The organism is Candidatus Eisenbacteria bacterium, assembly GCA_018831195.1.
GTDB lineage: Bacteria > Eisenbacteria > RBG-16-71-46 > CAIMUX01 > JAHJDP01 > JAHJDP01.
In genome coordinates, this window is sequence record JAHJDP010000018.1 from 66668 (window position 1) to 85615 (window position 18948).

Below are 18948 nucleotides of genomic sequence, written 5' to 3' on the forward strand. Positions count from 1 at the left end.
CCTCGTGGGACCAGGGCTTTAAGGTGCAGGGGAGAGTGCCCCTGAGTACGGTATCATGCTGACCCAATTAGAATAACACGCAAGGAGGTGACTATGGATTCGCCGGAGATCAGGGATATTCACCTGCGATTGCCCTCCGGACGGCTCATTAAATATATCATCATGGCGATTCTCGTTCTGGTTCTGGTTAGAACGGGATTTTATACCGTGGGACCTGAGGAGAACGGCGTCATCACTCGGTTCGGCGCCTTTGTTCGCACGACGGAACCCGGACTGCACATGATGATCCCCTTTGGCATAGAGGCGGTTGAGAAGATTGCCGTTCAACGCCAGCACAAGGAGGAATTCGGATTCCGCACCCTGCAAGGGGGTGTTCGCACACAATATGCGACGCGGAATTACGATGAGGAATCGCTCATGCTCACCGGTGATTTGAATGCCGCTCAGGTGGAGTGGGTTGTTCAATTCCGGATTGTGGATCCCTATAAGAACATCTTCCGTGTCCGCGAAATCCGGAGCACCTTCCGGGCGATGACGGAGGCGGTGATCCGCGGGGTGATCGGCGACCGGACGGTCAATGAGGTGATCACCGTCGGGCGAACGGCGATCGCCATTGATGTTGAGCAGAAATTGCAGATCCTCTGCGATCAATATGAAACGGGGATCCGTGTCGATCAGGTTGTTCTACAAGATGTGAATCCACCCGACCCGGTGAAGCCGTCGTTTAACGGGGTCAATGAGGCGCAGCAGGAACGCGAGCGCCTGATCAACGAGGCCCTGGCGGAATACAACCGCGTCATCCCGCGCGCGAGGGGAGAGGCGCTGCAGACGATCCAGCAGGCCGAGGGGTACTACCTCGACCGAATCAACCGGGCCCGCGGCGACTCGGCCCGCTTCGTCGCCCTTTATGAGGCGTATTCGCAGGCGCCGGAGGTGACACGCAAGAGGATCTTCCTCGAGACGATGAACGATATTCTTCCCAAAGCCGGCAAGAAACTCATCATTGATGATGATGTGAAAGGGATCCTGCCGCTCCTGAATCTGGGCGCCGGCCAGCTGGGGATGGACCAGGGAAAGGAGGCGCAGCGATGAAACCGACACTGATTGCACTCGCGATCCTCGGCGTGGCGGTCCTTGTTTTGTTAAACAGCGCCTTCTTTATCGTAGGTGAGGCGGAGCAGGCCATCATCACCCAATTCGGGAAGCCGCTGGACCGGCAGATCACGACCCCGGGTCTGAAAATGAAGGTGCCCTTCATACAGAAGGCCCACCGTTTTGATAAACGTTTCCTGGAATGGGACGGCGACGCCAACGAACTGCCGACGAGGGACAAACGCTTCATATGGGTCGACGCCTACGCCCGCTGGCGGATTACCGATCCCCTGCTCTATTTCCAGCGTTTGAAGGATGAACGCGGCGCCCAAACCCGTCTCGATGACATTCTGGATGGAGAAACGCGAAACGCGATCGCCAATCATCTTCTGTTGGAACTCGTTCGCTCTACAAACCGGACCGAATCCGATTCCCTTATCTTTGATGATGAGCAGAAAACCGCCTTGGAGAATATCGCGATCGGAAGGGATCAGATCCGCCTGCAGATCTTACAGAATGCGGCCGCCCGCACCTCCGACCTCGGCATTGAGATCCTCGATTTTCAGTTTAAGCGGATCAACTATGTCGACGAGGTCAGCCGGAAGGTCTATGAACGGATGATCGCCGAACGGGAGCGGATCGCGGACCGGTATCGCTCCGAGGGAGAGGGTGAAGCCTTCAGAATTAGGGGTAATAAGGAGAGGGATCTAAAGGCGATCCAATCTGATGCCTACCGGCAGGCGGAGGTCATCATCGGCCGCGCCGATTCGACAGCGGCGCAGATTTACGCCAATGCCTACAATCAGAATGGCCAGACGCGTGATTTCTACTCTTTCCTCAAGACGATGGAGTCGTATCGCAACACGATCGATCCCGAAACGTGGCTGATCCTCTCCACGGGAGGGGAATTCTATAAATATCTGAAGAGCATGGATGGACGTTAGGTTTTTGCGGCTCTGATGGTTGTTGGCCGGCGGTGCTCCGCTGGCGGGTCTTTGCAGAATAATGAACGGCGGCTCAGTTTAGATCCGAGCCGCCGTTTCTGTATCCCATCGTTTACCCGGGCCCTGGACGGCGCCCGCGCTACTGAATGACGAGGCGTCCGCCCTCCAGATCGACCTGGATGTTGCGGGCTTTCCGATGCTCAAGGATATAGAGCGCCAAGGGGTGGAAGAGTTTCTCTTCAAGGGTCCGGTTCAGGCGGGTCGCACCCATCCTGTGGACCTCGTCCTCTTTGATAAAGGTATCCAGAACACGATCGCTGACCCGCACGGCCCGTCGTTGTTGTTTGAGTCTCTCCAAGACGACTTCGACTTTGTAGCGGGCGATCGACCGGACATCGTCGGAGGTCAAATTGCCTAAGAAAATTACTTCGTTAAACCGGCTCACCAGTTCAGGATAGACCGTATCTTTAAGGAGTTGCTTTAGGCGGTCCTCGAGCGTATCTCCGGCATGAGCGAAACCGATTCCCGCCCCTGGTTTGAGGTCATCCTCCGAATAGCGGGTCGTGGCGAAGATGATCGTATGCTGGAACGAAATCTGTCCGGCGGCGTCGGTAAAGGTCCCTTCCTCTAGGATCTGATAGATCAATCGCTGCACGGCGTAATGCGCCTTCTCCAATCCGCGAAATAAAATCACAATATTCGGATTGGCCCGAACGGCTGAGGTGAGGGTTCCGACAAGGATGAGGTCGTCGCGGCCGAGCACCGGCGTCGCCATGAGATTCGCAATCGACTCCTCTTCCTGGTAATCATTCATATCCAAGGAGACAACCTGGTTCTCATCGCCGAGCAGGACTTCAGCAACGGCGTGCGCAAACTCGTTCTTTCCGACACCGGCGGGTCCGACCAGCAAAAAGGCGCCGTCCGGGCGATCGGGCCGGAAATCAAGATTCGCGCGGCGGGTCCGAATGGTGTTGGCGACCCGTCTCACCGCCTCGTCTTTCCCAACGATCCTCTGATGGAGCAATGATTCCAGGTTGAGGAGAACGTGGGCTTCGCGTGAAGAGAGGTTGGCTCTGCGCGCCGGCCGGGCCTGAGCAAAGGTCACCGCATCGGGCGCGGTGGTTCCATCCGGCTTGTTCTCAGAAGTCGATGGGTTCTGGCGCCTCACCTTGGATTTTTTTGACGGGCCTTGCTTGCGGGGTGGCTTGGTGGACTTTGCTGTTTGTTTCTTCTTTGCCGACCCGGTCCCTTTTTTCTCCGGCGTTGAGGCGGGCGCGGAAGGCTCTTTCTTGGCAGTGATGGAGCTGTCTTGGGTCATCCGGCTCGCTGTCTTTTTCTTTGAGGATATGGATGAGGCTGATGGCGCGCTCGATCTTTTCTTCACTTGCCGGCTGACCCTCCGAATTCTCATAGACTGGATCTCCTCAATGCCTATTCTATCTTTGATGGCCTATCACTCCGAGTGAGCCTATCACTCCGAATGCGGAGGGTCTAGAAGTCCTCTAGATAAGGATCGACGAAGGCCGTGACGATCCATAGGCATAGCGAGACTTTCATAACGATACTTTGAGGGCTGTAGTAGTCTTCTGTCAGGGAGCAAGTTAGGAGGATCGGTTTATGAGTCGGGCAAAAAGAATCGGTGTCTTGACCGGAGGTGGGGATTGTCCTGGACTGAATGCCGTGATCAGGGGGGTCGTAAAAGCGGCCGTTTATAAGTATGACATGGATGTTTTGGGATTTCTTGACGGTTATGCCGGCCTCCTCAAAGACAATTTTATCCGTCTCGACGGCGATAAGGTTTCCGGCATCCTTCCCCGCGGTGGCACCATTCTTGGAAGCTCCAATCGTGATAATCCCTTCCGTGTTCCAGAGATGGAAAACGGCGAATTGATTTTTCGAGATCGATCCGATGAAGCGATAAAGACTCTGGAGCGGCATGGATTGGATGGGCTGATCGTTATCGGTGGTGACGGATCGCTGGCGATCGCCAGTCAACTCATGGGAAAGGGTGTCATGGTTATCGGCGTTCCCAAGACTATCGACAACGATCTCGGCTCGACCGATGTCACTTTTGGCTTTGATACGGCCCTGGTGACAGCGACCGAGGCGGTCGACAAGCTGCACACCACGGCGGAGAGCCATCACCGGATTATGGTCCTTGAAGTTATGGGCCGTTATGCCGGATGGATCGCCCTTCAGTCGGGGTTAGCCGGCGGGGGGGATATCGTTCTTATTCCCGAGATTCCCTTTGTCATCGACAGGGTGATCGATGCGGTTCGGGAGCGTACCTACCGAGGCCGCACCTTCTCCATCATCGTGGTGGCGGAGGGGGCGATCCCGGCCGGTGGGAGCGCTGTGGTTAAACAGGTTGTCAAAGAATCAACAGATCCGGTTCGGTTGGGCGGAATCGGTGGATGGCTCGCAAACGAGCTGGAACAAAGGATCGAAGCCGAGGTCCGTGTAACCGTCTTGGGTCATCTCCAGCGGGGTGGGAGTCCGACAGCCTTTGATCGTGTCCTGGCCACACGGTTTGGTGTGGCCGCGGGTGAAGCCGCCGTGAAAGAGGGGTGGGGGATTATGGTTGCGCTGAGAGGGACTGAAATTGTTAATGCTCCTCTGGGCGAAGCTGTGTCACAATTGCGTCGGGTAGACCCAAATTCCGAACTCGTGATGGCCGCCCGCGCCGTTGGGACCTGTTTCGGGGACTAGGCTCCTAAGACATGTGAGAGGGGAGAGTCAATGAGTCGGCTTCCAAACAAACTCTCCCCACAGCAAGATGGTCCGGTGGAGAAAACTCCTCTGCCGTTCCCGCATCGGTTTGTCAGGTATCAGCTTACCTCACTGCGGCGCGCTCGGCTCAAGTTCGTCCTGCCGGGACTTGTCCTCCTGAGTCTAGCCCTGCAAAGCCATCCCGCGGAGCCGCAGGGCATGATGATGCGCCAAGGAACCCCCCACTTCGTCGCTGAGGTGGCGGCCTACATGGAGGACGATACCCTCAAAGCCTTTACCTATGTGGAAATCCCGGTGAATCGATTGTTCTTCGCGCCTCGAACCTCCGGAGATCTCGAAGCCGTCTTGGACATAACGGTACAGATTTATGACGGAAATTTTCAGATTGCCGGGGATGTCTGGCGCCATCGGATACGGGCTGAATCAATGAGTAAGGTTCGAAATTCCTCGCGCACGCTCCGCAAGACGATTCGTTTTCCAATCAAACCCGGCAATTATAATGTGACGGTCGAAGTGTCACAACCCGAGGCGGGCACGCGAAATGAGAAACGAATCCCCCTCAAGGTTATCTCATCCTATGAAAAAGGTTTGGAAGTGGGGGAGATCCTCTTCGGCATTTGCTCCTCTGATGGGGATGATTTCCATCCGCTGGTTGAAGCGCCCGTACTGGGGCGCCGCTTCGGCGGCACACGTTTTCCCACCTGTTTTTACACGCAGGTTTTTCATGCCGAAAAGCCGAAGGACGATTCCCTGCATGTCGAATGGTTTCTCAGCACACATGCCGGGCAGGAGTTGCGGCGGGATAAGAGTTCCGTTCCCCTCGGGCCGGGTGTTACCAGTGTTGTCATGCCCCTTTTTCTCGAGAAGCTATGGATGGGATCTTACCTCCTCACCGTTCGCTGCCGTCTCGACGGCAAGGAAAAAACAGAGCGCGCGCAGTTTGAGTTGGATGAAACGCGGGTCAGTTTGGGAGCCGGTTACGATTCCGCGATCGACATGATCGAAATGATCGCCGACGAGGACGAGCTGAAGAAACTACGCGAAACACCGCCCGAAGATCGCCAGGAAGCCTGGGATGAGTTCTGGGATAGCCGCGATCCGGAACCCGAAACCGAACGCAATGAATTCAAAGAGGAGTTCTTTATAAGGGTCCGTTACGCAAACGAGCATTTTGGTGTCATGGAACCGGGTTGGAGAAGTGACCGGGGCCGAATCTACATCAAATACGGCGCTCCCGATCAGATCGAGAGTTTTCCGCAAAACCAAGATAGATACCCTTATGAGATTTGGGATTACTACAAATTCCGCCTGCGCTTTATCTTTGTCGATTACGACGGATTCGGCCGTTATGTTCTGCATGAGCCGGGCCGGTTCTAAGCCCGATCTTTAACAATTTCTCCCTTGGGAAATCTCTATGAACCTTGCGTTGGTCAAAACTCTGGTAGAACCGGTGCGACGAGAGCCGGCGCATACGAGTGAGATGATCGACCAGGTTTTAGGGGGAATGATCCTCAGTATCGTCTCACCCCCCAAAACATCTCCCGCCATAAGCGGCCTGGAAGGGGCGGATTGGATTCAGGCCCAAGGGATTCACGCGCAATGGATCCACGCGCAATGTCCCAACGGCACGATCGGCTATCTCCGAAGCTGGATGTGCGAACCGGTGGATTCCTCCAGCCCCTGGTGCGCACAACCCGGTGTCATGGTGAGGGATCGCTGGTTATCATCCGTTCCGGAGGAGGAAGGCGAAGCCCCGGTCTGTTTGGGGATGGGGACCCGTTGCCTGGGTTCCGTGAGCTCGATGGCGCGATCCGCTGTGGAAACACCGTGGGGTTGCCGTGTCAAACTCCCCTCCATCGGTCTTCTTCCCGCCGCGAAACCTTTCTTGTCGGGGTTCTATGGCGGAGCCGGGAGGTTGGAGCGGAAAGAGGATCTCTCCAAAGAGGCGTTATTCGCCTTACTGGAAGGCGCCCTCGAAAGAAGCCGCCTCCTTCTGCAGGCACCCTATCTCTGGGGTGGTGTGAGTCCCGGCGGCTTTGATTGTTCAGGCCTGGTGAATCTCTGTGTGGGGATGGAAGGTTTGCGGCTGCCGCGTGATTCCGGTGATCAATGCCGCTGGTTTTGTGACAGGGGATGGGGCAACGCGCCTGATGCGACGCTGGATGCGGCGCCCGGGCTCGCCTTCTTTGGCGAAGCGCTCGATAAAATCGATCATGTCGGCTTTTTGGATGGCGACGGCGGAATGATCCATGCCTCGGGAAATGTTCACCGGACCCTTCTCAACCCCGAGCCGGATGAAGAAGGGAGGCGGCTTCTCATCCGATGCCGGTGGGTTGTTTCCGGCTGAACCGTCCGCGCTAATCCATCACCCGCGTCCGGATTCTCTCCAAGGCCTCTTCCAACAGCGCGTCGATAGACCGGGGACCGTGGACGACATTATCCCTGGTGCGCACGGCGACGGTGCCGTCTTTCTCTTCATTGTCACCCACAACAAGAATATAAGGGATCTTTTGAAGTTGCCCCTCTCGCACACGCTTGGAGACCGATCCGGAACGGGAATCAACCTCTACCCGCAGACCAGCTTCCTCTAAATGTCCTTTGACCTGTGTTGCATACTCCTGATGTCGGTCGGCGACAGGGATAAGGACCGCTTGGATCGGTGAAAGCCAGAGCGGGAGTTTGCCGGCGGTCTGTTCGATGAGGATCCCGATAAAGCGCTCGAGGGATCCGAGAATCGCCCGGTGCAGCAGAACGACATGGTGGCGGTTGCCGTCCGAGCCCTCATAGGTGACATCCATCCGCTGCGGGAAGGAAAAATCAACCTGAATGGTGCCGCACTGCCAATCCCGGCCGAGGCAATCCTTAATGTTGAACTCGATCTTTGGGCCGTAAAAGGCGCCTTCGCCGGGTTTTATGCGGTAGGGGAGGTCCACCTCTTTAAGCGCGGTTTCCAAAGCCGCCTGCGCCTCCTCCCATATCTCGGGATCGCCGAGGGCGCTCTCGGGACGGGTCGCGACATAGATACCCAGCTCGGTAAAGCCGAAGACCGCGTACACCTCACGGGTGAAGCGCACCATATCAACGATCTCTTTTTTCATCTGCTCCCGGGTGCAATAGATGTGCGCGTCATCCTGGGTGAAGGAGCGGACACGGAAGAGGCCGTGCAACACGCCGGATAATTCATGCCGGTGGACCAATCCCAATTCGGCGAAACGGATGGGGAGATCCCGATAGGAACGCAGCCCTGAGTTGTAGATGATAATCGAACCCGGGCAATTCATCGGCTTGATGGCATGGCGGCGGCCTTCCACCTCGGTAAAGTACATATTTTCGCGGAAATGATCCCAATGGCCTGATCGATGCCAGAGGCTTTCGTGCAGAATGAGGGGAGTGCGGATCTCCTGGTAGCCGCGCCGGTGGCACTCTTGACTGATCCACTCGGACATTTTGTTATAGACCGTGGTTCCCTTGGGATGCCAGAAGCAGTGTCCGGGACCCTCTTCATGGAAAGAGTAGAGATCAAGTTGTTTGCCGATCAAGCGGTGATCCCTCTTCTTCGCCTCTTCCAGCAGCTTCATGTGCTTGCGAAGATCTTTGGGATCGGTGAAGGAGATACCGTAGATCCGCTGAAGCTGTGGATTGCGGGCGTCGGCGCGCCAATAGGCGCCGGCCAGCTTGGTCAATTTGAAAGCATTGATCATTCCGGTGTGGGGGATGTGCGGCCCGCGGCAGAGATCGATGAAGTCACCCTGCTGATACGCGGAGACGATTTCGCCCTCCGGCAGCTCCTGGATCATCTCCACCTTGAAGGGATTGTCCTTAAAAATTTCCAGCGCCTCTTCGCGGGAGATCTCGCGGCGTTCCACGGGAAGGTTCCTGGCGACGATCTCTTTCATCCTTTTCTCGATCTTCTCGAGATCTTCCGGGGTAAAGGGCTCGTGCGCAAAATCGTAATAGAAGCCTTCGGAAACGACCGGACCGATGGTCGGCTGCGCCTGCGGGAAAAGCTCGCTGACCGCATGCGCCATAAGATGGGCGGAGGAGTGGCGGAAAACATCCATTCCTTCCGGATCGTCGAATTTCAGGATGCGGAGTTCAACATCTGCATTAAGGGGCAGGGAAAGATCCTTCGGCTGCCCGTTCACCAGCGCCGCGATAGCGACCCTTGCCAAGCGTGGAGAGATCTTCTCGGCGATCTCGAGTGCCGTGGTTCCCCGCGGAACATCCATGGTGTTCCCGTCAGGCAATTGAATATGGATCTGGTCTGATGACAAGGGCACGCCCTCCGCCTCTCTATGATTGTTCACCTCTGCCGGTTCTCCCCGGTCATTTGGTTATAATGGGGATTGGGAGATCGCTCTAAAAATTTTCGGCCGAATCGATCCTGTTCATAAGAGCTGGAACCCTACATGCTAGGGGCCGGTCTTGGTGGGTGTCAAGCGAAGGGAGGGGGGCCTCCCTTCTTTAAACCGGATGGCGGATTTTCGTGTTTGCGGTGCGCGGGTTCGTTAGCGCAATTTCACCGCCGTGCCGTAAGCGACGATTTCGGCGGCCGATTGCATGATCATGGAGGTGCCAAGCCGGATCGAGACGATCGCGTTGGCACCCATCGATTCGGCGTGAACGATCATCCGGTCGATGGCTTGTTCCCGGGATTCGGCCATGAGTTTCGTATAATCGCCGATCTCACCACCGACAATTCCCTTGAACCGGGCAATGATGTCGTGCCCGATGTGACGCGCCCGGATCGTATTGCCCCGCGCCAGACCCAGAACCTCAACAATCTCGTGACCGGGGATCATCTCCGTTGTCGCCAAAATCATCTCTGAACCTCCCGATAAGGATCTTTTTTCCTGAGGATCCAGCGCTCACGCACAACAGACCATAAGAGGACACCGAGACCCACCGCACCCAGACCCAATCCAATCCGCAGTATAAGGGGTGTGCTGGAATCGGTCAGCAACATTTGGACGAAAGACCAAAGCCCATAACCGATGAGGATGGCGACACCAGCGGCAAAGAGAATCCAGCCAATGCCTCGCTCAAGCCGGTTGTAGATACCATGCCAGTAAATGTCCCAAAAACGATCAGGCACTTGCTCCGGCTTCATCGAGTGGGTCACCTCCAGCAATTCCTCAAATTGGAGAAGCTCCGTCCGGCACGATGAACAGGTGGAGAGATGCTCGCGCAGGCGGACCGATTCCTCGGTTGTGAGTTCCTTATCGAGGTAGCCGGCCAATAGCGGCTTAAAGTCATTACACGTCATGGCGCTCATTCCTCCTCTGATTCGGCACTCGGGTGATGTGTTTCCTCCCGACCGATGAGGCGGTTGTATTCATCCCGGAGGCGTCGCCGGGCGTAATACAGCCGTGACATGACAGTTCCGCGAGGGACATCGAGGAGTGAAGCAATCTCTACATAACTCATCTCCTGAAACTCCCGTAGAACCAAAATTTCACGATCTTTTGCCGGAAGGCAGTTCATGGCGATCCGCACACGCTCCTGACATTCCGCTGTCTCTCGAGCGCGGGCCATATCCCTTCCGTCGGTGTCGGATAGGATATTATCCAATTCCTCAACCGCGACCGTGGGGCGTTTTCGCCGAAGGTGGTCCAAACAGATCCTTCGCAGGATTTGATGGAACCACGGATAAAAGGGCAGGTCGGGATTAAAGGTCTTGATCGCCCGGTAGGCCCGGATAAAGGCTTCTTGCGACAGATCCTTCGCCGTATCCTCATCCCGCACCATCCCCAGCGCGAACCGGAAAGCCCAAGGGCCGTACTGACGAACCAGCGGCTCGAAGGCTTCTCTTTGACCACGCTGGCAGAGGCGAATGTTGATTTCCTCACGGCCATCCAGCGCACATGCTTCCATGGCTCCCCTCCCTTCGGAATGAATACGGGGATCAGGAACGATTATTCAGGGCTTTGAGAGAGTCCTGTCATTTTTCTTGATGAAGCTCGACCCCCTTGGAATACAAGGAGGTCGAGTTTTTTGTTTCCAATCGGCATGAGGTTATTCAGGGCCAAATCTAGAAGAGAGCATAGATAAAGGGCGCTAGGGGCGAAGACTGGGCGAAGACCAGCAAGACCCCAAGCAGAACCAGGATCACAATAAGGGGCGCCAGCCACCAGCTCCTTCGTACCCGAATAAATTCAAAGAATTCCGAGAGAAGACCGAGCCGTCCCTGGCGCGGTTTTTCAGGTTTACTGACCGGGCTCATGGGGATCCCACCGTCCGGAAACCGATCGCATTATCTGTCGAATCGGGGAAGGTCGCGTTCCGAAGCCAGGTCTTCAGCCCACCCGGCAGAGAGCGCCAGGAACCACCCCGGATCACCTTGAGCTGCCCGGTCGTTGGTGGTGAGTGGGGGTTGCTATAAGGACCCTCCCAATCGGCCGTCCACTCGAGGACATTCCCACCCATATCGAAGATTCCATAGGGGCTCGCGTTATTCCGCGTGCTGAAGCCGCCATGGGTTGATCCGTCGTAGAATCCAACCGGGGTTGTGCCGACCTCGATCGTTGATTCATAGGGATCGCCGCTGCTCATATAATTCGCATAGGGAGACGAAATCGTATTGCCCCAGGGGTATGGATTGCCGAGGCCGACCTGGATAATGTCAACCGTATCGGATCCGGCGGTTATATAAATGATCGTGTCACCATACGCTGTTCCCGTCCCGCGGGCCGCTTTCTCCCACTGGGCTTCGGTCGGCAATTGGCGATGGAAGAAGTCGCAATAAGCTTTGGCGCCATGCCAGGTGACCTCGACGACCGGGTGATCCTCCCATCCGGCCTCGACATAAAAAATGCCGCGATTTGTGTCGAAGTCGATCTTGGTGTCCGTATCTTGCCGGTTCAGTTCGCAGTAGACATGCACACCGGCAAGATCGGAGACAACGCCGCCGACCCGCCGGATCAGGTTTCGCTCCCAAGTTTCATTGAGGAAGTTGACGAATTGTTGGTTTGTCACCTCGAATTTATCCATGGAGAAGGCATTGAGACGGATCGGATTGCCGGGATGTTCATTGATGGCGGTATTCCCCATGATGAAATACCCTTGCTCGACAACGACCCGGTCGACCTGCATGGCGAATCGCCAGACAGGGGAGAGGCCGGTCGCGCCATATGGATCCATGGCCTTGATCCGCCAAAAATAACTCTTGTTGATTTCGAGAGAGTCCGCCGGGTTATAAAAGGTGTCCGTTGTCGTCGCCACCTTCTTCAGCAGGGAGAGAGAGTTTCCCAGATAGACATCATAAATGATGGCGTCATCGTTCGGATCAGAGCCTCTCCAATTTAAACCCGCTCCCGGCAGCACGTCGAGTTCACTGTTCGGAGGGCTCACAACAGTCGGCGTCGCGGGAGTGTCATTGTCGACGGCATCTCCCCAGGCTGTTTCCGTGGGATCCGAGATAGCCTGTGCTGTATAAGAACGAACCCTGTAATAGTAACGACCTCCGGCTGTCACCGTGTCGGTGTAGGTTGTTATATTCTGGCCCACCGTATCGATCTCAGCGAACCCTCCCGATTGTTGAAGAGATCGTTCAATCCGGAATCCTAATTCATTGTTGTTCACATCTTCCCAGTGAAGCCTCAGAAATGTCGGATTCGTATCAGTGATAATGAGGAATTCAGGCGGATGTGGTTTCTCGCTCGTATTGGGAACCACCGTCGTCTCGTTATCTGAGGAACATCCCCAATAGACGAGTCCGGCAAGGAGGACGGGAACCATGGTCTTCCAGGCCATGCGTGAGGACATCTTTGCAAACCTCCCTTATCAGACCTACCCCGCCACCCCGGCGCATGCGGGAGAGTTACGGCTTATCAGATATTGGTAGGGTTAGGATTTCTCCTTCCCTTTGAAACACTCGGATTCCGATAACGTCTTGAGCTTCGCCTTTTCATCGAGAAGCTCGATATCATATACAATGTTTTCGCTCAGTGTGAGTCTGGGTAGACAAGGACTTAACAACTTCAACTCTTTGGATTGATAACTCTCACGCAGAACGATGATCTCGGGAACGAGGTCCGGCTCCTGGGGCAGGAACCAAACGACAATCGATTTGTCGAGATTCGCGTTGTAGGAAAAAGGCAGACGGTAATGTCCCTCTGTATCCGAGGTTATCTCGCTGACAAAAAAGGAATCCCGGAAAAGCTTGATCGTAACGCCGGAAATCCCGAAGCCGCCGACATCAGTGACCTCGCCTTCCAAAACGGCATTGACCATTTTGGCCGCTTCCGTCTGGGCATAAGGGGTATCAGATATTCCCCACAGGCCCAAGGAGAGCGCCGTGATAGCGGCGACTATCAAAATGGGGCAAAGAAAACACGCCCCCCTCGTGGGGGGTGCCATTTTGTAATCCATCCTAAAAATCCTCCCTTGGGATCCCGGAAGGGATCCGATTCCCCTAGGAACTATTTCACACTAGCAATGCATGTTACCCGGGTCAAGAGACCGTCAGACGCCTTTCCCGGTCCAGCTTCTTTCTCAACCGGACGCTCTTCCCGGAAGTTGATGAAAAACTTGAGTAAACCGTACTGTTCTGGTACGTTCCGGTCCGATCGGGCCAGGCGGTTTTATTCATGGATGACTCATCTCAGGGTCTGTCCGTTCTGCAAGGCGGTCGGAGCCCTCCTCGGCTCAACCGCAGAGATATCTAGGCGCAGGGATCGTGGCGCGGCAGGGAGTCCGCACGGAGGGTCCGCATGTTCCTATCCCGTCTTATGGGATTTATGTCCAACGATGTCGCCATCGATTTGGGCACCGCCAATACGTTGGTCTTCGTGAAGGGACAAGGGATTGTTCTCAACGAGCCTTCTGTTGTGGCTGTCGACCGGTCCACCAACAAACCTGTAGCGGTTGGGCGAGAAGCCAAAGAGATGTTGGGTCGGACACCCGAGGGGATAGAGGCGGTCCGTCCCTTGAAGGATGGTGTCATTGCCGACTTTGAAAGAACCGAGGAGATGCTTCGCAAGTTCATCGCCAAGGCGCAGAAGCGGTCCTTCCTTGTCCGGCCGAGGATCATCATCTCCGTTCCCTCCGGTATCACTGAAGTTGAAAAAAGGGCGGTACGGGACTCAGCGGAGCATGCCGGCGCCCGCGAGGTCTACCTTGTCGCGGAACCGATCGCTGCGGCCATCGGCGTGGGGCTTCCTGTCGATAAGCCAACCGGGAATATGGTTATTGACATCGGCGGCGGGACGACGGAAGTCGCTGTGATGACGCTGAATGGTGTTGTCAATGCGACCAGCATCCGCGTCGGCGGCGACAAGATGGATGAAGCGATTCAGCAGTATATTCGCAGGACCTATTCTCTTCTCATCGGTGATCAGACGGCTGAAAAGATCAAGCAGGCCATCGGAAGCGCCTTCCCGCTTGAGGAAGAACTCGACATCGAGATCAAAGGGCGCGATCTCGTACGGGGGATTCCCCGCCCCCTCAAGGTCAGTTCGGTTGAGATCCGCGAGGCGCTGGGGGAGCCGATCACGGCCATCGTTGACGCCCTCCGTCAGACACTTGAACGCACGCCACCGGAATTGGCCTCAGATATCGTCGATCGTGGAATTGTCATGACCGGGGGCGGATCCCTTCTGCGGGGTCTTGATAAGTACCTTCGGGAGGCGACGAATCTCCCTATCCGTGTCGCGCAGGACGCCCTTCTCGCCGTTGTGCTCGGTTGCGGGAAGATCCTGGACAACCTGGAGATGTATGAAAAGGTATTGATGCGGAGCAACACCTAATCAACGGATCCGGAGGCCCTTGGTATGAAAGGTCCCGGTCCCCATCCGGGTTTGAAATCCCTGCTCGCTTGCGCGATCCTTTCCATGGCGCTGCTGGCCGGCGGGGATAATGTTCAATCGCATATCGCCTCCGTCCTCGCCAGCACGATTCTGAAACCTTTTCAAGTCGCCCTGACCCTCAGTCCCCGCCTTGGCATTCTCTGGCTTGAGAATCGCCAGCTGCGCCATCAGCTGGAGGAACGGGCCTGGGATGGAGCGCGGATCCATTATATTGAAGATGAGAACCAACGATTGAGGTATCTCCTCGACATGACACACTCCTCCCCGGAGAGCCTCATCGTCACTTCGGTTCTGGCGCGGGAGCAATCAGAGAGCGGAGAGGTTCTCTATGTCGATCGGGGATCGACGCATGGTCTCACCGAGGGGATGCCGGTGATTTCGCTGGCTCGATTGGTGGGCAAGGTTGATCATGTGGAGCCCGGCCGGGGGCGAGTCCTGACCCTCTGGAATCTCCAGCTGCGTGTCTCCATCCGCGTCGGACAGCCGGGGCCCGGCGGAATCCTGCGCTGGGATCCCTCGTTGGGTCCCGATTTGTTGCTCGAGGGGATGGATCTCGAGGAATCGATCGCCCTGGGGGATACGGTGCTCACTTCGGGATTGGGGGAGGTCTTTCCGCCCGGGATTCTCGTGGGGCGTGTTGTGGCGGTGCAACCCGATTCGATACGTCTTATACAAGAGATCCGGGTGCGTCCCTTTGTCAATCTCTCGCGATTGGATGATGTCCTACTGATGGCCTCTTCGGATAGCACGAGGGGGGGGCGCCGATGATACGATGGCTGCGTCTCATCCTTGTCGCTCTGCTGCTCGCCGCTATTGAGGGGACGATTGGATTGATCGTTCCCTGGGAAGGGGCGAGGCTTGATCTGCTGCTCGCCTTCCTGGTGCTGACCGCGATGGACCGGGGGCCGAAAGAGGGTGTTTGGCTGGGTTTCATCATCGGGATTGTCAGAGATCTTAATCAACCGGCATTGCTTGGAATGAATTCGCTCAGTCTGGGAGCCATCGGCTATTGCGCCGGCCGTTTTGCCGACAGCGTCGATCGCAATAGCTGGAAAGTACAAGCGCTGATCCTTTTGGTCCTAGGTCTCTTCTCCCGCGTATTCGAAACATTCCTCATTCAAGTTTTACAAGGGCATTCTACCTGGGATTGGCTCTGGCGTTATGAAATCCCGGCACTTCTTCTCACCGCCGTGACGATTCCACTAATCGTAATGACGTGGAAAACCAGCCGCGGTTACCAGATCAAAGGGTGACGGCGGTGATCCTTTCGGCGGAATCCAAGGAGATAAGGATTCGAGTCGTCGGGGCCGCGGCGCTCATCGTTTTCTTGGTGATTCTCGGGCGGCTTTTTTTTCTGCAGGGACTTCGCGGTGAAGATCTGCGAAATAAATCAACCAACAGCCGTATCCGTCCTGAAATTCTGGCTGCGCCGCGCGGCCGGATACTCGACCGGCGGGGCGAGATTATCGCCGGGAACCGGCCCTCCTTCTATTTAACATTAGATCCCCTCCACTCCGCCTATCGTGACAGGCGTTCCGCCGGCGCCGGATTGCCGTCGAGAGGCGAACTTCGTCTGCAGCAAACGCTGGAGACATTGTCAGTTGTTTTGGATGTTTCCCTGGAAAGGTTGAAACGCAGGTTGGAGCTTCTCCAAACGGGGCCCGCGCCAATGAGATTTTTCCAGTATCTCACCTTTGAGCAGAGGTCAAGGATCTGGGAGAGGAAGGAACTGATACCTGGTGTTAGTGTCGACAGTCATCCTCTCCGGTACTATCCGCACGGCATACTGGCATCCCATTTACTGGGGTATCTAGGTGAAGTCACCCGGGAAGAATTGGAGGGAGAGAATATCTATCATAGTGGGTCGCTGCTCGGGCGCGCTGGATTGGAACGATCCTACGAAAATGATCTGCGGAATCAAGACGGCAAAACTTATGTTGAAGTCGATGCTATCGGGAGGAAAAGAGATCTCTATGAGGGCAGCCCCCAACGAACCCCTGAGATGGGATTCGATCTCGTCACTTCGATCGATTTGAAGCTGCAAAGGGTCGCCGAGGCGGCCTTTGATTCACTGGTTCCAAGGTTGCGGGAGGGCGGCGCCGCCGACACATCACAGCCTGCCGGGGGCATTGTCGTCCTCGATTGTCGTACAGGAGATGTTCTGTCACTGGTCAGCCGCCCGGCTTTCGATCCGGGGCAGTTTACCCGGGGGCTGTCGCAAGAGGCTTGGGAGAAGATCCGTTCCGGGCGGCATCCGCTGCTCTGCCGGCCGCTGCAAAGCAAATATCCGCCGGGAAGCGTCTTTAAAATCGTCACGGCCCTCGTTGCTTTTGAGGAGGGACTGGTCGACCGCTCGACAAAGCTCTCCGCTTGCACGGGCAGCTACCTCCTTGGAAACCGGGTGTTCCGTTGTTGGAACGAATTCGGCCATGGAATATTGGATCTTATACAAGCCATTGGACAATCCTGCGATATTTACTTTTATCAATTGGGTCGGATGCTGGGGTTCGAAAGGCTCACCGAGGGGGCCAGGGCTTTTCGAATGGATCAGGTGACCGGCATAGATATCGAGGGTGAAGCGGCGGGTTGGATTCCAAGGCGGGAAGACTATATCCGGCTTTACGGCGATCCACCAGGGCCGGGGGTCGCCTTGAATCTCTCGATCGGGCAGGGTGAACTCTTGTTCACGCCTCTGGAACTGGCGGTTCTCTACGCTGCCGTGGCCAATGGTGGAGACATTCTTACGCCGCGGATCGGTTTGAAATGCCTGGCGCCCGATGGAGCCGTGATCTGGCAAAGGGGTCCGAGCCCCGAAATCCGTGGGCGGCTTTCTCTATCTGAGCGCGGGCACAAGATGGCATTGGAGGCTCTCGAGGAGGTTATACAAGGAGAAAGGGGGACGGCCCGATCGGTTCGCATCAAGGGCTTCCGTCTCGGCGGGAAAACCGGTACGGCACAGAATCCCCATGGCAGGGATCACGCCCTCTTCGCGGCGATCGCACCGATCGATGATCCGCAGTTCATCGTCGTGGTCGTTGTAGAAGAGGCAGGTCACGGCGGGTCCGTGGCGGCTCCGATCGCAAAAGCTATACTTGAACAATTGTTGGTCCACCCGGACCCGGCCCGCGAGGTGCTGCCTTGAACTACCGGTTCCTCATACGTTGGGATTGGGGCTTGACCCTGGGCCTCCTCGCCCTCTGGGGTCTCGGCCTCCTGGCCCTCTCATCGGCGGTGCAACCAATGGGTGGCGCGGGCCACCATATTCTATTGCGCCAGATGGGGGCCGGAGCGATCGGGATGATTTTTCTGGCCCTCTGTGTCTTTCTGCCGCCCAGGATCCTGGAACGCTGGTCCCCGGTCTTTTTCGCCCTCGCCATTCTGCTGCTGATCGCGGTGCTGCTCCGGGGGGAGCTTTCGCATGGGGCGCGGCGCTGGATCTCGATCGCGGGGATTCGGTTCCAGCCATCGGAACCGGCTAAAATCGCCATGATTCTCACGCTGGCTTCGTTTCTCAGCCATCGCCGCAAGCGTTGGGATAGGATTTGGCCCTGGCTCCAAGGCTTGCTGATCATCATTGTTCCCACACTTCTTGTTCTGCGGCAGCCCGATCTCGGCACGGCATCGGTCTTTCCCGTCATTGGAATCGGGATGATGCTTATCGCCGGGATGCCGATTATGCTCTTCTTTCTATTGCTATCGCCCTTTGTGACCACCTTGACGGCCCTCTATTGGCCTCTAGCCGCTCTCTGGATCGGTGGTTCCTCTTATACTCTTCTCCGCCGGCGGATCAGTCTTCTCGCAGTGATTCTTTATCTCCTTGTACAAATTGGCATCGCCTTTTCTGCACATGAAGCGATCTCACACTTAGAACCCTACCAAAAGGCGCGGTTGAACGCCTTTGTCAATCCGGAGAAAGATCCCCAGGGGGCCGGTTACCAAGTCCGGCAATCGAAAATCGCCATCGGCTCCGGCGAGTGGACGGGGTGGGGTTATGGCAAGGGTCCGCTGAAAGAGCTGCTTTACCTGCCGCGCCAGCATACAGACTTTATTTTTTCAGTTGTGGGGGAGGAGGGGGGATTTCTTGCCACATCCTGCATTCTGCTTCTCTCCGGACTCCTCATTTTTAGGGGTGGTCAAGTCACCCGGCGGGCGCGGGATCCCTTCGTCGGCGCAACGGCCGCCGGGGTCAGCCTCTTCTATTTCTATCACACCGCGGTGAACATTTCGGTGACCGTCGGGCTGCTTCCCGTCACCGGATTGCCGATGCCATTTTTCAGTTCCGGCGGATCCTTTCTTATTTCCTGCATGGCCGCCGCGGGGTTGTTGCTGGGGATGAGTTTCCGGAAGCTGGAGTATTGATCAAGGGATGGATTCAT

General features: G+C 56.2%; 18 protein-coding genes. 10 read left to right on the forward strand and 8 right to left on the reverse strand.

Annotated features, from left to right (window positions below):
* Nucleotides 1-93 precede the first annotated feature (93 nt).
* Entirely contained in the window at nt 94-1092 is a 999-nt protein-coding gene (hflK, locus tag KJ970_02600) for an FtsH protease activity modulator HflK (protein ID MBU2689789.1), read from the forward strand.
* Nucleotides 1089-2036 carry a protease modulator HflC gene (hflC, locus tag KJ970_02605; protein MBU2689790.1) on the forward strand — a complete coding sequence of 316 codons (948 nt, stop codon included), beginning with the start codon at nt 1089-1091 and terminating at the stop codon, nt 2034-2036. The genes hflK and hflC overlap by 4 nt, the downstream gene beginning before the upstream one ends.
* A 139-nt stretch (nt 2037-2175) precedes the next feature.
* Here the strand turns inward: hflC and KJ970_02610 are convergent, their stop codons facing one another.
* Nucleotides 2176-3447, reverse strand: coding sequence for an AAA family ATPase (locus KJ970_02610; protein ID MBU2689791.1), 1272 nt, complete (start codon nt 3445-3447; stop codon nt 2176-2178).
* Between the two features lie 206 nt (nt 3448-3653).
* On the opposite strand from KJ970_02610, the gene KJ970_02615 reads away from it, so the two are divergent.
* From KJ970_02615 to KJ970_02625, 3 genes are all read left to right on the forward strand, one after another.
* Nucleotides 3654-4745 carry an ATP-dependent 6-phosphofructokinase gene (locus tag KJ970_02615; GenBank protein ID MBU2689792.1) on the forward strand — a complete coding sequence of 364 codons (1092 nt, stop codon included), beginning with the start codon at nt 3654-3656 and terminating at the stop codon, nt 4743-4745.
* Nucleotides 4746-5612: 867 nt separating this feature from the next.
* Nucleotides 5613-6143, forward strand: a complete 531-nt coding sequence (locus KJ970_02620) for a GWxTD domain-containing protein (protein ID MBU2689793.1) — start codon at nt 5613-5615, stop codon at nt 6141-6143.
* A 37-nt stretch (nt 6144-6180) separates the two neighbouring features.
* Nucleotides 6181-7113: a C40 family peptidase gene (locus KJ970_02625; protein ID MBU2689794.1), complete on the forward strand. Its 933-nt coding sequence runs from the start codon at nt 6181-6183 to the stop codon at nt 7111-7113.
* A gap of 10 nt (nt 7114-7123) precedes the next feature.
* On the opposite strand, the gene thrS is transcribed toward KJ970_02625, so the two are convergent.
* The 7 genes from thrS to KJ970_02660 form a co-directional block, all read right to left on the reverse strand.
* On the reverse strand, nt 7124-8995 hold the full coding sequence (thrS, locus tag KJ970_02630) for a threonine--tRNA ligase (GenBank protein MBU2689795.1): 1872 nt from the start codon (nt 8993-8995) through the stop codon (nt 7124-7126).
* 279 nt (nt 8996-9274) lie between these two features.
* A complete protein-coding gene (locus KJ970_02635) occupies nt 9275-9589 on the reverse strand; it encodes a YbjQ family protein (GenBank protein ID MBU2689796.1) in 315 nt (104 codons plus the stop codon).
* Nucleotides 9586-10032, reverse strand: coding sequence for a zf-HC2 domain-containing protein (locus tag KJ970_02640; GenBank protein MBU2689797.1), 447 nt, complete (start codon nt 10030-10032; stop codon nt 9586-9588). Before KJ970_02640 ends, KJ970_02635 begins: the two co-directional genes overlap by 4 nt.
* A 5-nt stretch (nt 10033-10037) precedes the next feature.
* On the reverse strand, nt 10038-10640 hold the full coding sequence (locus KJ970_02645; protein ID MBU2689798.1) for a sigma-70 family RNA polymerase sigma factor: 603 nt from the start codon (nt 10638-10640) through the stop codon (nt 10038-10040).
* A gap of 157 nt (nt 10641-10797) precedes the next feature.
* On the reverse strand, nt 10798-10989 hold the full coding sequence (locus KJ970_02650) for a hypothetical protein (GenBank protein MBU2689799.1): 192 nt from the start codon (nt 10987-10989) through the stop codon (nt 10798-10800).
* The gene (locus KJ970_02655; protein ID MBU2689800.1) at nt 10986-12530 is read right to left on the reverse strand and encodes an SUMF1/EgtB/PvdO family nonheme iron enzyme; all 1545 of its coding nucleotides are present in this window, start codon (nt 12528-12530) and stop codon (nt 10986-10988) included. Before KJ970_02655 ends, KJ970_02650 begins: the two co-directional genes overlap by 4 nt.
* An 81-nt stretch (nt 12531-12611) precedes the next feature.
* The gene (locus KJ970_02660; protein MBU2689801.1) at nt 12612-13124 is read right to left on the reverse strand and encodes a carboxypeptidase-like regulatory domain-containing protein; all 513 of its coding nucleotides are present in this window, start codon (nt 13122-13124) and stop codon (nt 12612-12614) included.
* A gap of 353 nt (nt 13125-13477) precedes the next feature.
* Here KJ970_02660 and KJ970_02665 point away from each other — a divergent pair, with 353 nt between their 5' ends.
* The 5 genes from KJ970_02665 to rodA are packed head-to-tail and all read left to right on the forward strand — an operon-like array spanning nt 13478 to nt 18931.
* Nucleotides 13478-14512, forward strand: coding sequence for a rod shape-determining protein (locus tag KJ970_02665; GenBank protein MBU2689802.1), 1035 nt, complete (start codon nt 13478-13480; stop codon nt 14510-14512).
* 24 nt (nt 14513-14536) lie between these two features.
* Nucleotides 14537-15340, forward strand: a complete 804-nt coding sequence (mreC, locus tag KJ970_02670; protein MBU2689803.1) for a rod shape-determining protein MreC — start codon at nt 14537-14539, stop codon at nt 15338-15340.
* The gene (mreD, locus tag KJ970_02675) at nt 15337-15825 is read left to right on the forward strand and encodes a rod shape-determining protein MreD (protein MBU2689804.1); all 489 of its coding nucleotides are present in this window, start codon (nt 15337-15339) and stop codon (nt 15823-15825) included. Before mreC ends, mreD begins: the two co-directional genes overlap by 4 nt.
* The gene (gene mrdA, locus KJ970_02680) at nt 15789-17714 is read left to right on the forward strand and encodes a penicillin-binding protein 2 (protein ID MBU2689805.1); all 1926 of its coding nucleotides are present in this window, start codon (nt 15789-15791) and stop codon (nt 17712-17714) included. Before mreD ends, mrdA begins: the two co-directional genes overlap by 37 nt.
* Nucleotides 17711-18931, forward strand: coding sequence for a rod shape-determining protein RodA (gene rodA / locus KJ970_02685; GenBank protein ID MBU2689806.1), 1221 nt, complete (start codon nt 17711-17713; stop codon nt 18929-18931). Before mrdA ends, rodA begins: the two co-directional genes overlap by 4 nt.
* Nucleotides 18932-18948: the final 17 nt, after the last annotated feature.